Source organism: Ancylobacter defluvii, from assembly GCF_018390605.1.
In the GTDB taxonomy this organism is placed as follows: Bacteria; Pseudomonadota; Alphaproteobacteria; order Rhizobiales; family Xanthobacteraceae; genus Ancylobacter; species Ancylobacter defluvii.
On the sequence record NZ_JAHBGD010000005.1, the window covers coordinates 665,362 to 676,936 of the forward strand.

The window sequence follows — 11,575 nt, forward strand, 5'->3', positions numbered from 1 at the left end:
TTTTATGGCTGACCGCCGTCTCGATCTTGGTTGGGTTCGGGTGTTCGACGCCGTCGGCCGCCTCGGCAGTCTGACGGCGGCGGCGCAGGAGCTTGGCCTCTCCCAGCCGGCGGTCAGCTACACCGTGCGCGTTCTCGAAGAGCAGCTCGGCACTGCCTTGCTGGAGCGCGGCCATCGCGGCAGCACGCTCTCGCCCGCCGGCGAGCGGCTGCACCGCGCGGCGAGCGCCGCGGTGGCGGAACTCGATGCCGGTGCGCGTGCCATTCGCCGCATGAGCCGGCGTCCGGTGGTGCGGCTGTTCACCGATTACGGCTTCGCCTCGTTCTGGATGATGCCGCGGGTGGCGCAGTTTCGGCGGGTGCATCCGGAAACGGAAGTCCACATCATCGCCTCGGCCGCCGCCGATCCCGGTGCCGACGAGGCGGAGGATGTGGCGGTGCTGTTTGGTACACGGTCGGATTTCGGCGCTGGTGCCATCCAACTCTTCGAGGAGTGCGTCTACCCAGTCTGCAGCCCTCAATTCGCCGCGCGCCACGGGCTGTTGGACGCCCCCCGCCTGCTCGCCAACTTGCCCTTGCTGCATCTGGAGAGCACGCCGCAGCCGCGCTGGTTCTCCTGGCGCGACTGGTTCGCCGCCATGCCTGTGACGCGCGAAGCCGGACCGAGCGATCTGAGCCTGAACACCTATGGCCTTGTCGTGCAGGCGGCGATTGCCGATCAGGGCGTGGCGCTCGGCTGGGCGGGGCTGATAGACGGTGCAATCGCCGACGGCACATTGGTGGCGGTGGGGCCGCCGCTGTCACGGGGCGACAGCGGCTATTGGGTGAAGCCGGGTCCGGAGCCATCGGCGCCGGTGCAGGATCTCATCAACTGGATCATCCAGCGTGGCGGCGTTGATCGTGGTGGTTTTCCAGAGGGTCTGACCTTGCCCTCCGGATTTACTTGATCGCCGTGTCGCCAGCTTCAGGAAGCGTGTCGGCGAATGAGAGTTCGAACACGCTTCCCTGAGCAAATTTCGAGCCATTCTTCGGGCGAAATGTCAGCGATGTGACAGCAGCCGTGCTCTTCCAGCGCGTCCCGTAGAGTGCCAGACGCCCCCCGGCGGCTCCTATCGTGGACAGCAAGTGCTTGTGGCGGTCCGATGCTGAATGCTGGGGGATGGCGACCGTCCCACACCCGAAAACGCTTTCCGGCGCAGTCGCGCCCGGCAACGCCCCCACCTCATTAGCGGAAGCCTTCGCCTCGTGAGACTTGTCACGCGCAGAGGCCCGTAGGCCAACATAGTTGGATGCAGCACCATCTCCATTGAGTGAGATAAGCAAACGATCCTCCACCTCATTCGCGTCGGTTCTCGCGACGACCAGGCAGCGGAGAGCCTTCGCCTCGGTGGGAATCTCGAGCGTGACGCTCGCAGCCCCTTCTGCTGCGACGACGTGGCGAGATGCGAGGCCGCTCGGGCAATATGCGCCTATACGCGACCCCGCGCTATAAAGGCCGGCTTTGTCCTTTGGACGGAAGGCAATTTTCGTCAGATCGGACGTTTCCCGCCAACACCCGTTTTCCTGGCTCACCGGAATGTAGGTCTTCTTGTCAAAGGTACCGTGCTGGCTGATCCAGGGCTGGAAGAAGCCGCGATCACGGAACTCCGGATAGAGTGCGACGAGGCTACCAAAAGTGTCGGCCGGAGAATCAATGGCCGACGACCATCCGATCCGCTGCTCCGTGAATTTTTCATTCAAAACGACGTTGTTGGGTATTTTTTCACCGCCAAACCGCTGGACGCGGTAATTATTCTTCCCGTCATCGTCATTGATCACATGGTAGGTGCGGTCGCCGACATAGGCGGCGTTCACGTAATTCGCCCTGCAATGCATCAGATAGATGAGGTGGTTCTCATCGGCCGGAAAATTCGTGAAGGCAAAATTTCCGTCCTCGGTCAGCACCCTTTCTTCAATGAGCCGTCTCTCGTCCACCGCGTAAAGCGTGACCGTCGTTCCTGCTGTCCATCGATTCGGGCTGGGGGTCTTTTGCCAGGGCCGGAATGCGATCGAATCGATCGCTGACGTATCGTTCCAGGCGCAGATATGCCGATGCAGTCGCTGCTCCAGCGAGGAGCCCATCGTTTGCCAGCATTTCACGTTATCGGTTCGAAAAGCGTAGGGAAAGAAGATGTATCCGCCACTAAATTCATTGGCCGCGGCTGGAACGATATCGACGCCCTGACCAACAGTCTGGTCGAGACTGTAACGGGTTGAGACCTTCGAACTAACGGCCTGAAAGTCGCGGCGATGATACTTGGCCGCGCCATCGCCGTTGACGACGACCTCGCAAAAGCGCCGTTGATCGAACGTCTGCGCGCCGCTGATCTCGATAATCAGATGATTGGTTCCGGTGGGAACGAGCGTGGAGAGAGAACTGAAGCCAATCTGTTTCTGGGAGGAGCCTGTCACTTTCGTTTCGGCGACCTGCACAATGGGAAGCGTGGCGATGACGGACATGGCATTCCTTTTCTTATCGGTCCTGCTGCATCTGTCACTGGCACTTCGCCAGTTCAGATCGAAGCTCGACCGCTTCAGTTACGCTTCAAAGCGCGTGATGAGCAACGGGTGGCCAGCTTCTGCGAAATCGGGGTGAAGCCCGGGCCGCCTTGGTCGATGTCGAGGATCTGACCGGGAAAATGATCTCAGCCTTCTCGGATGTGACGCTTCTCACATTCCACCTTATCCATCTGCCGGCATGGATTCCTTTAACCATGCGGCTTCAAGGGTAGAAATGGCTGCGGTTCTAATGAAAGCGACAAGGCCGCGCTGCGGCTGGCCGCAGCGCGTAGGCAGGTTGGCGAGCGTCAGGGACATGCGTTCTAAGCGGATACGTCTGCCAATATGAGCCGTTCAGTCGCTTCTTTATCGCCGGCCAGCGCCGAGATCAAAAACCCAAGAGACTGCCCACGAAGCTTCTCCAGGCGACCATTAACGGCATTCCAATCGATGGGCCGCAGCATCCGGTCAAGGTCTATCTCCGATGACTTGACCACAAGCCGGTCCTCCAGCCCAAACATCTTCAACAAGGAGGTAAAACGCGCCATGCCCCGCGCGGGATTGCCGTAGGCAATGAAGGGTTTGTTGAAGAGTATCGAGAACACGCATCCGTGGAAGGAATCCGTGACCACGAAGACGGATTTGTGGAATGCTGCAAGCCAACCCTCGACCGTCTTGTCGGCCTTATCGTCGTTTGCCGGCGCCGTAGAGGTGTAGCGCTGGCCGTCCGTAGAGTAGGCCTTTACGGAAAGCTTTCGCGACACGGCGTTGATGACGCGGGTTTTGTCGCGGCTAGTGTCCAGGATATAGGCCGTCACCTGGCCGCTGTTGGAGCTCAGCTGCTTGGGCAAGCACAGCTTGGCATAGTGATCGGCCGGCAGCAGCAGAGTCGGGTCGAGGACATGTTGGGCGTCAGACCCGAGATGGTCCCGGCAGAGTTCAACGGCACCATCCTCCCTGACTGATACGGCGTCGAATTTCTTGATCAGGTGTGCAGCCATGCGCGTCTGTTCGGGGTCAAATTCCCAGTCAGGCGCGCCGAATGATGCCGCATAGCTGATGCGTTTGGTGCGATTGTCATCTTCTGGAAGAAAGCCGCAGAAGAAATCGGATAGAATATTTCTCGCATATTGAGGACGCCAAACCTGATCGCTTCCGACAACGATTGCGTCAAAATCGTATCGACCAACATTCCTGCTTAACTGAGCCGGAGAATAGAACGGTCTCGTTATGGGAGACGTATATTTCTCGGTGAAGAGGAATGCTGGAGCCTTTTTGCCTGCGGCAAAAGAGCTGGTGAACAGAGGTATCTCCGCATCCTGCGCAGAACCGGCTGCATCGGGATCCGTGTCGGGCGCGGGGTGTTGCCTGTTGATAAGCACGGGCTCGTGCCCAAGTCGCCTCAGCACCTCCATCACGGCGTGCGCCTGAAGGGCGCCGCCAAAATTCGTGCGGGGCGGAAGGGTCATCACCCCGACCTTCAATGGCCTCGAAGGCCTTGGTGCTGCCTCGGGGGGCGTCGCAGGTTGCGGAGCGGTCGCTATTGCCGAAAGCGATTTGCGGGACTCAATATAACCGTCGATATCTGAAATTAACTGGCGAGTTTTGTTCCGGACGACCTTCAGTGTCCGATCCAGCGAGACATCTTGCGCAAGCCGCTTCTTCCTGCCGTTAGCAGTCACGCGAAAAGCGGATTTGTATCGTCTTGGAGCAATGTCGAGGATGAACAGCCCGTTTTCCGAGGGTGTAAAATCAAACCCGAATCGAACGCCCTTATAATTCAAATCAGCGACCAGGCAGACATCGTCATATGTCCAAACCTTCACGACGTAGGGTTGAAGGCCTGACGCCTGTAGAAAAAGTTCAATTTTATTCGAATATTCTTCGAGCATTCCAGGCTCCAAATTTCAAAATCAATCAAGCGTACAGCAAAAAAGGTCTTTGAGCTTGCGGTCGAATCGAAGGTTGCGCTTATCGCAGTTTCAACCTTCACCTCAACCCGGATCGCGGGCTCTGAGAATAGGAGATAAGTGCGGCGCAGTCGATAGCTGCCGCCACTGGAGCGCGGGGGCGCGCGGTCGGGGCTTCGTGTCGTGCGCGAGCTGGGGGCCATCATCCGCTGGGGCGGCCGGCTCGACACGATCGTCTCCGACAACGGCACCGAACCGACCTCGATTGCGGTCCTGAATGGCTCTCCGGCACCTGTGCCGGCATGAGCCTTAACCCCGGAATTTTCCAGCTCTCGCTGGCCCAAATTCGCGGAGCACCACAACGAAACCCGGCTCCCTCCCTCAAGCCGGAGGAGAATAGGGGCTCAGGTCAAGGGCAACAATGCGGCGGCCCGCATCCGACAGTGCGGCCGGGAGCATTCTTAGCGCCAGCGGCAACATCGCCCCGGCACGAGGGTCCAGCGACCTTGCGGCGTATTCTCGCGACCTGGCGCTGCAGATCGGCTTTCGCCGCGACCTTGAGCGCAGGTTGAGGGACGATCCGCATTTGATCGACGATATCGGTCTGACGGATCTGGCGGAACAGCAGGTCGAGGTCGCCAAGCCCCTCTGGCGCCGATCGGGTGCTGTTGAAGAGTCCTCGGATGATGCGCCGGCCACATTGCTCGACCTTCGTCATCCGAGGCAAGGTGAGGGGGGGCGGCCGTCGACCACGACATGGCGCGCCGATCCTGGGCCGCGTAAAAGGGGATTGGACGCGCGATGAATGAAGCTGCCGTCAGGGCGAGCGTGAGATGATCGTCACTCCGGTGAATGTCCGCGATGCCCGCGATGACGACATGGAGGCCGTGCAGGCCATCTATGCTCATCATGTTCTAACCGGCCTTGCCAGCTTCGAAACCACGCCGCCATCAACGGCGGAGCTGGTCGTCCGGCGTCAGGCGGTGCTGGCGGCAGGGCTGCCCTATCTGGTCGCGGAAAGCGGCGGGCGAATTCTCGGCTATTCCTATGCGACGGCCTATCGCCCACGACCGGCCTACCGCCACACGGTCGAAGATTCGGTCTACGTGGCCGACGGCAATGGCGGGCGTGGCATAGGTGCCGCGTTGTTGGCCGAACTGATCGTGCGCTGCGAAGCCGGCCATTGGCGGCAGATGCTCGCCGTGATCGGCAATAGCGGCAATGAAGGCTCGATTGCACTGCACAGGCGGCTCGGGTTCGAGGCCGTCGGCACGTTGAAGTCGGTCGGTTTCAAATTCGGCCGTTGGGTGGACACGGTGCTGATGCAGAGGTCCCTGGGCGATGGTGATCGGACCTTGTCGGTCGTCCGCTCGGACAATTGACCACGCAGAGCGTGGTAGCCGCCGTGAAGGGGGCGATATCGGTCTCTACCGGCGCCTCCTTCCTCACCGTTTCGTTTCCATCTGTTAAACTTCCGCACATTCCGCAGCCATGCTGTGGCGTCGCGCAATGGATCGCTGATCGCGCTCGATCGGGCCTGAATCCTGGGCGCTGCTGGAGGTGTTTAGGGGGGGGCGCGCGTCGACGTCGGCTGTTCCCGGACATTGATCATCAGATCTCGCGGCTATGTTCTTTGGTGAACATGATTTTCCGTCGAAACTCCTTGATATACTATCTTTCATGATCGATGTGATGATTAAGTAATTTATATTATAATCATATAAATGTATCAAGATACGAATTCACTAATTTATAATTGAACAATTAAAAACTACATGTTTGTTTTAAATTTTGCTTCTTAACATCCACATAGATATTTATAATCATAGAGAGGCAGGTGTGATTCTTACGAATTCTTCATTTATATTACCATACGTAATCTTCTGGGGATGTATGAATGCGGGTGCATTTGATGTGCCGGGCCTCTTGGGTCGCCCTGTTGATCCTGCTGCCCGCGATCTCTCCTGCCTCGGCCCAATCGCGCGGCGAGGGAGCGATCACGCTCGATACCGTCGAAGTGACTGGCGACGACGACAGGGGCGATACGGAAGGCTTTGTCGCGCGACGCACCGCCGCTGGCACCAAGACCGATTCCCCCATCGAAACGACGCCGATTTCCATTTCCGTCGTCACCAGCGACCAGATCGAGATCCAAGGCTCGCAGACCGTCCAGGAAGCCCTGCGCTATGAGGCCGGGGTGATTTCCGATGCACGGCCCGGCAACCGCTACGACAGCATCATCATGCGCGGCTTCGGTGGCTTCGGCGGCAATGCCAACTACGTGCAGTTCTGGGACGGCCTGCGGCTGTTCAAGGGGGTGAACTATGCGGTGCCGAGCATCGATCCCTATCTCTTGCAGAGCATCGATATCGTGCGCGGGCCGATGTCTACGATCTACGGCCAGACCAATCCCGGCGGGAGCATCGATCTGGTCAGCAAATGGCCGGACGCGGGTGCGAAGAACGAGATCATCGCCGGCATCGGCAGCTACGGCGAAGCGGAGCTCGGCGTCGACCTGAACGGCAAGCTGCTGCCGGACGGCTCCGCGCTCTACCGCCTCATCGCGCTGGGGCGACTGACCGACAGCGAGGTCAATGGCTCGGAAGGCGAGCGAATCCTCGTGGCGCCGATGGTCAGCTTCAAGCCCGCCGAGAACACCCGCGTCGAGTTGCAGGCCACCTATGAGCGCGACCCGGAGAGCTACTACTCGACCTGGCTACCGGCGCTCGGCACCTTGCAGGCCAACCCGAACGGCCAGATTCCCCGCAATTTTTCGCCCAATGAGAGCCCGTACTCCGGCTTCGACCGCACCCAGTGGAGCCTCGGCTACCGCATCGAGCATGACGTCGACACGGTTTGGACCCTGCGGCAGAACTTCCGCTACCTGTGGCTGGATACCGACTTCAAGGCGCTGTCAGCGTTGCCGAACGCGAATGTCTGGGCGCCAGCCGCCTCCTGTCGGGGGCAATCCTATCTCTGCATGGGCCTCTCGCCTTCGCGCTACATCGAATCGCTGGAAGGGTTGACCCTCGACAATCAGGCGCAGGCGACCTTCTCCACCGGTGCGCTGGATCACACCATGCTGTTCGGCGTCGATCTGCAGCGCTATGACGCCGACGCCACCTACGGCACCGGCAGCACGGTCTATGTGAACTACCTGTCGCCGGTGTGGAATAATATCGCCTCGCCCAAGCTGACCACCAGCCAATCGGCCGACCGCACCCAGCTCGGCGGCTATGCGCAGGATCAGATCACCTATGGCAACTGGCATGCGCTGCTCGGCATGCGCGAGGACTACCTCACCGGCGACACAACGACCGAGACGCTGGCGAGCGGCAGCAAGGTCAGCTATTCGAGCGACGATACCGCCTTCACCTATCGCGGCGGCCTGCTCTACCAGTTCGACAACGGCATCGCCCCCTATGTGAGCTACGCCACCTCCTTCGATCCGGTGATCGGCACCGGCTATGGCGGCGTGCCGTTCGCACCGACCACGGCGCGGCAGTTCGAGGCGGGGGTGAAGTACCAGCCCACCAGCTTCAATGGGCTGTTCACCGCCTCCTATTATGAACTCACCCAGCGGAATGTGCTGACCGCCGACACCCAGCACACCAGCACCAATACCGCCGTTACCCTATGCAGCAGCGCTACCTGCCAGACCCAGACCGGCGAGGTCGAATCCCACGGCTTCGAATTCTCCGGCAAGGCTGAAGTGCTGCCCGGCCTCAACCTGACGCTGGCCTATGCCTATACCGACGCCGAGGTGACGCAGAGCAACGTCGCCGGCGTCCAGGGCAAAACGCCGACGGGCGTGCCGCGCAACGCCGCTTCCGCCTGGGTTGACTACACCTGGAGCACCGGCACGCTGGCGGGCCTGACGCTCGGCGGCGGTGCCCGCTATATCGGCGAGAGCTATGGCGACCAGACCAACACCGTCGCCATGATCGTGCCGGACCGGGTGCTGTTCGACGCCGCGCTGCACTATGATTTCGGTGGAACGCCGGGCGGAGACGACGGATGGCGTTTCTCGCTGACCGGGCAGAACCTCGCCGACAAGTACTATGTCTCGGCCTGCGCTTCGGCGTATCAGTGTTTCGTCGGCACCGGCCGTAGTGTTCTCGCGACCCTGGCCTATCATTGGTGAGGACCGCTGTGGCTCGATGAGCACTGCCTCCTGGCGCGCATGGGAACGTCGTTGTTCGTCACGCGTTGGTTCCTCTGGTCCACGTCGAGCAGGAGTGTTCGCCATGTCCAACGCCGATCACGCGTTCGATTCACCTGCCGTTATCTCGGCTGTCCGCGTGCGGGCAGGATCGGCGGAGTTCGACATCACGACACTCGACGAAGCTTTGGCCTTCGCTCAGGCCAACCCGCATGCCAAGGGCGACTATGACGGCCTCATCCGTCGATTGCAGAGCGCCGTTGATCCCGACGACGTTACCGAGGCCGGCAATGCGTTTCGGTGGTGGGCGGAGTCCAACGGCATCGCCGTGGAGCCGCGCAGGTAGCGAGGCTACCGCGCGGCGGGCCAGTCAGGTCGGAGACGGGTTTCTGGCCAACTCACGGCGCATAGCGGGTGAAGACATAGTCATGGTCTTTCACCAGCGCCTGGTGGCAGGCCCAGCATGTCTCGTGCTGTGCCTGATCGACCGGCTTGCCATTGACGAAGCGCCCAAAACCCCAACCGCCGGTTTCGGGATATTTCTTTGAATCCTTCACCATGACCTGAACGGTGGTGGCGGCGCCCGGCACGGTCGCCGGCCCAAATTCCGGTGATTGCTTCTGCTTCCAGGCCAGCTTTACCAGGATGGTTCCGTCCGGAAAGGGCAGGATGCCCTGACGATAGGCATCCATCGCGGTCTGATTGCCGACGACGGCACGCAGCTCGTTCAGGGGATCCGCCTCAAGTGCGGGAGCGATCAGTTCCCATTTGCGGTAGCCGTCCGGAATGGTGACGCCGAAGATCGGCGAGGCGTTCTCCGGAGCGGTGTCGCTGGCGGCGTGCGTCGCTGCGGCGAGCCCCAGCGGCGTCAGCAGCGCGCCGGCGCACGCCAGGATGTAAAGCGGCTTCATCGCGTATTTCCCGCTCCTGCCTCAGAACTTGTCGACATCCATGATCGCCTGCGCGAAGGCGGCGGGTGCTTCCTGCGGCAGGTTGTGGCCGATGCCTCCGCTGATCAGCCGGAACGCGTATTTACCGGTGAATTTCTTCGCATAGGCCGCCGGATCGGGATGCGGTGCGCCGTTGGCGTCGCCTTCCATGGTGATGGTCGGAACGCCGATGGTCGGGGACGCCGCGAGCTTCTTCTCGATCTCGTCATATTTTGCCTCGCCCTTCGCCAAGCCCAGCCGCCAGCGGTAATTGTCGATGCTGATGGCGACATGGTCGGGATTGTCGAACGCGGTGGCCGAGCGGTTGAAAGTGGCGTCGTCGAAGGCCCATTTGGGCGAGGCGAGCTCCCAGATCAGCCGGGCGAAATCATGGGTGTATTTCCGGTAGCCGGCCTCACCGCGCTCGGTGGCGAAGTAATACTGGTACCACCATTGCAGCTCTGCCTTGGGCGGTAGCGGCATGCGGTTCGCCTCCTGGCTGCCGATCAGGTAGCCGCTGACCGACACGATACCCTTGCAGCGCTCCGGCCAGAGGGCGGCGAGGATGTTGACGGTCCGCGCTCCCCAATCGAACCCGCCAAGAACTGCGCTTTCGATCCCGAGCGCGTCCATGAAGGCAAGGGCATCGACCGCCAACGCCGCCTGCTGGCCGTTACGCGGCGTCTCTTCGGAAAGGAAGCGGGTGCCGCCATAGCCGCGCAGATAGGGCACGAGCACGCGGTAACCGGCCGCCGCGAGGATTGGCGCCACCTCGACATAGGCGTGGATGTCGTAAGGCCAGCCGTGCAGCAGCAGGACGGGCGTGCCATTGGCCGGGCCGGTTTCCGCATAGCTCACCTTCAGCGCACCGGCATCAACCTGCTTCAGCGGAGCGAAGGACGTGCGCGCGCCGCCTGCGGGGAGGGGCGGAGCGCCAGCCGTGCCTGTGCCCGACTGCGCCGAAGCCGCGGAGATTATTCCGAGGGAGCCGGCGGCCACACCAAGGGCGGCCATGCCGAGCAGGCCGCGACGTTGCTGATTGATCTCGTTCGACATCGATTTCTTCCCGCATGCTGTTCGTTGGTGGCCGCATAGGACGACCGCCCTGTATCCGCGCTGTGTGGAATCCGGCCGGAATTGAAAGTCCGTGTAAGACACCTCTGCAGAGATACAGTGCGATACAAGTCGCGGATGCTGTGTCGGGAACGCACGTGCATGCGTTCTCGATAGGATGTCTCCAAGTATCTCAATGTAACAATCCAGTGGGGCGAGGGTTTCAGTTACAGAAACCCTCGCTTCGTCAAACATGCCGGACATGCCCGGTTGCGATGTCGCGTCCGCTGATCGACGCCGCTTGTAGCAGCGCCAGCCAACGGAGCGTCTCATGACCAAGATCGACAAGGTTCTCTACACCGCGAAGACACACACAACCGGCGGGCGCGAGGGCGCCTCCCGCAGTTCCGACGGCCGGCTCGACCTGAAGCTCTCGACGCCGGGCGGCACCGGCGCCGGCACCAACCCGGAGCAGCTGTTCGCGGCCGGGTGGTCGGCCTGTTTCATCGGCGCCATCGGCATCGCTGCCGGCAAGCGCAAGCTCGCGCTGCCGGCGGACCTCGCCGTCGATGCGGAAGTCGATCTCGGCACCGCCGAAGGGGCCTACTTCCTGCAGGCGCGCCTCACCGTCCGGCTCCCCGGCCTCGAAGCGGAACTCGCCCGCAGCCTTGTGGAGGAGGCGCACCGGACCTGCCCGTACTCCAAGGCGACGCATGGCAATATCGAGGTTGCGCTCAACGTGGTCTGAGGCCGGCGAGGCATGGACCGGGGAGCCGGGTGCAGTACCCGGCTCCCCGCAAGAGATTAAGCAGGCGGTGGTTGGTCCTCAACGGTTGGCGAAATTTGCCGTATCCGGCTGCCCGGCGATGATCGATGCGATCGGTGCCGTCTCCCGCGGGTTGGAATCCCAGGCGCATGGGAAGGCGGCCAATGCGACGGTCGCAACCGCGATGATGATGGAGCGCATCGGTATCTCCTTTGTCG

General features: G+C 61.3%; 11 protein-coding genes. 5 read left to right on the forward strand and 6 right to left on the reverse strand.

Annotated elements, in window-relative coordinates:
• Positions 1-4 precede the first annotated feature (4 nt).
• Entirely contained in the window at positions 5-946 is a 942-nt protein-coding gene (locus KHC24_RS05745) for a choline sulfate utilization transcriptional regulator (RefSeq protein ID WP_213360374.1), read from the forward strand.
• Here KHC24_RS05745 and KHC24_RS05750 read toward each other — a convergent pair.
• The 3 genes from KHC24_RS05750 to KHC24_RS05760 all read right to left on the reverse strand — a co-directional run bounded on the left by KHC24_RS05750 (position 939) and on the right by KHC24_RS05760 (position 5,165).
• Positions 939-2,498, reverse strand: a complete 1,560-nt coding sequence (locus KHC24_RS05750; protein WP_213360376.1) for a hypothetical protein — start codon at positions 2,496-2,498, stop codon at positions 939-941. The two genes, KHC24_RS05745 and KHC24_RS05750, sit on opposite strands and share 8 nt — an antisense overlap.
• 362 nt (positions 2,499-2,860) lie before the next feature.
• Entirely contained in the window at positions 2,861-4,429 is a 1,569-nt protein-coding gene (locus KHC24_RS05755; protein ID WP_213360387.1) for a polysaccharide pyruvyl transferase family protein, read from the reverse strand.
• A gap of 427 nt (positions 4,430-4,856) precedes the next feature.
• Complete coding sequence (locus tag KHC24_RS05760; RefSeq protein WP_213360390.1) at positions 4,857-5,165, reverse strand: hypothetical protein; 309 nt, start codon at positions 5,163-5,165, stop codon at positions 4,857-4,859.
• A gap of 115 nt (positions 5,166-5,280) precedes the next feature.
• On the opposite strand from KHC24_RS05760, the gene KHC24_RS05765 reads away from it, so the two are divergent.
• The 3 genes from KHC24_RS05765 to KHC24_RS05775 all read left to right on the forward strand — a co-directional run bounded on the left by KHC24_RS05765 (position 5,281) and on the right by KHC24_RS05775 (position 8,955).
• Positions 5,281-5,829 carry a GNAT family N-acetyltransferase gene (locus KHC24_RS05765; protein WP_213360393.1) on the forward strand — a complete coding sequence of 183 codons (549 nt, stop codon included), beginning with the start codon at positions 5,281-5,283 and terminating at the stop codon, positions 5,827-5,829.
• Between the two features lie 515 nt (positions 5,830-6,344).
• A complete protein-coding gene (locus tag KHC24_RS05770) occupies positions 6,345-8,591 on the forward strand; it encodes a TonB-dependent siderophore receptor (protein ID WP_213360395.1) in 2,247 nt (748 codons plus the stop codon).
• Between the two features lie 103 nt (positions 8,592-8,694).
• Complete coding sequence (locus tag KHC24_RS05775; RefSeq protein WP_213360397.1) at positions 8,695-8,955, forward strand: hypothetical protein; 261 nt, start codon at positions 8,695-8,697, stop codon at positions 8,953-8,955.
• Between the two features lie 52 nt (positions 8,956-9,007).
• On the opposite strand, the gene KHC24_RS05780 is transcribed toward KHC24_RS05775, so the two are convergent.
• A complete protein-coding gene (locus tag KHC24_RS05780) occupies positions 9,008-9,520 on the reverse strand; it encodes a cytochrome P460 family protein (protein ID WP_213360399.1) in 513 nt (170 codons plus the stop codon).
• Between the two features lie 21 nt (positions 9,521-9,541).
• The gene (locus tag KHC24_RS05785; RefSeq protein WP_213361277.1) at positions 9,542-10,594 is read right to left on the reverse strand and encodes an alpha/beta fold hydrolase; all 1,053 of its coding nucleotides are present in this window, start codon (positions 10,592-10,594) and stop codon (positions 9,542-9,544) included.
• Between the two features lie 328 nt (positions 10,595-10,922).
• Between KHC24_RS05785 and KHC24_RS05790 the strand changes: the two genes are divergently transcribed.
• Positions 10,923-11,339, forward strand: coding sequence for an organic hydroperoxide resistance protein (locus tag KHC24_RS05790; protein WP_213360402.1), 417 nt, complete (start codon positions 10,923-10,925; stop codon positions 11,337-11,339).
• Between the two features lie 78 nt (positions 11,340-11,417).
• Here KHC24_RS05790 and KHC24_RS05795 read toward each other — a convergent pair whose 3' ends face one another.
• Positions 11,418-11,558 carry a hypothetical protein gene (locus tag KHC24_RS05795; protein ID WP_213360406.1) on the reverse strand — a complete coding sequence of 47 codons (141 nt, stop codon included), beginning with the start codon at positions 11,556-11,558 and terminating at the stop codon, positions 11,418-11,420.
• Positions 11,559-11,575: the final 17 nt, after the last annotated feature.

Bases quoted from the DNA above. Each gene is read 5' to 3' on its own strand.
- KHC24_RS05750 (WP_213360376.1), bottom strand. From the start codon at position 2,498: ATGTCCGTCATCGCCACGCTTCCCATTGTGCAGGTCGCCGAAACGAAA.
- KHC24_RS05790 (WP_213360402.1), top strand. From the start codon at position 10,923: ATGACCAAGATCGACAAGGTTCTCTACACCGCGAAGACACACACAACC.
- KHC24_RS05795 (WP_213360406.1), bottom strand. From the start codon at position 11,558: ATGCGCTCCATCATCATCGCGGTTGCGACCGTCGCATTGGCCGCCTTC.
- KHC24_RS05780 (WP_213360399.1), bottom strand. From the start codon at position 9,520: ATGAAGCCGCTTTACATCCTGGCGTGCGCCGGCGCGCTGCTGACGCCG.
- KHC24_RS05765 (WP_213360393.1), top strand. From the start codon at position 5,281: ATGATCGTCACTCCGGTGAATGTCCGCGATGCCCGCGATGACGACATG.
- KHC24_RS05775 (WP_213360397.1), top strand. From the start codon at position 8,695: ATGTCCAACGCCGATCACGCGTTCGATTCACCTGCCGTTATCTCGGCT.
- KHC24_RS05770 (WP_213360395.1), top strand. From the start codon at position 6,345: ATGCGGGTGCATTTGATGTGCCGGGCCTCTTGGGTCGCCCTGTTGATC.
- KHC24_RS05785 (WP_213361277.1), bottom strand. From the start codon at position 10,594: ATGTCGAACGAGATCAATCAGCAACGTCGCGGCCTGCTCGGCATGGCC.
- KHC24_RS05755 (WP_213360387.1), bottom strand. From the start codon at position 4,429: ATGCTCGAAGAATATTCGAATAAAATTGAACTTTTTCTACAGGCGTCA.
- KHC24_RS05760 (WP_213360390.1), bottom strand. From the start codon at position 5,165: ATGACGAAGGTCGAGCAATGTGGCCGGCGCATCATCCGAGGACTCTTC.
- KHC24_RS05745 (WP_213360374.1), top strand. From the start codon at position 5: ATGGCTGACCGCCGTCTCGATCTTGGTTGGGTTCGGGTGTTCGACGCC.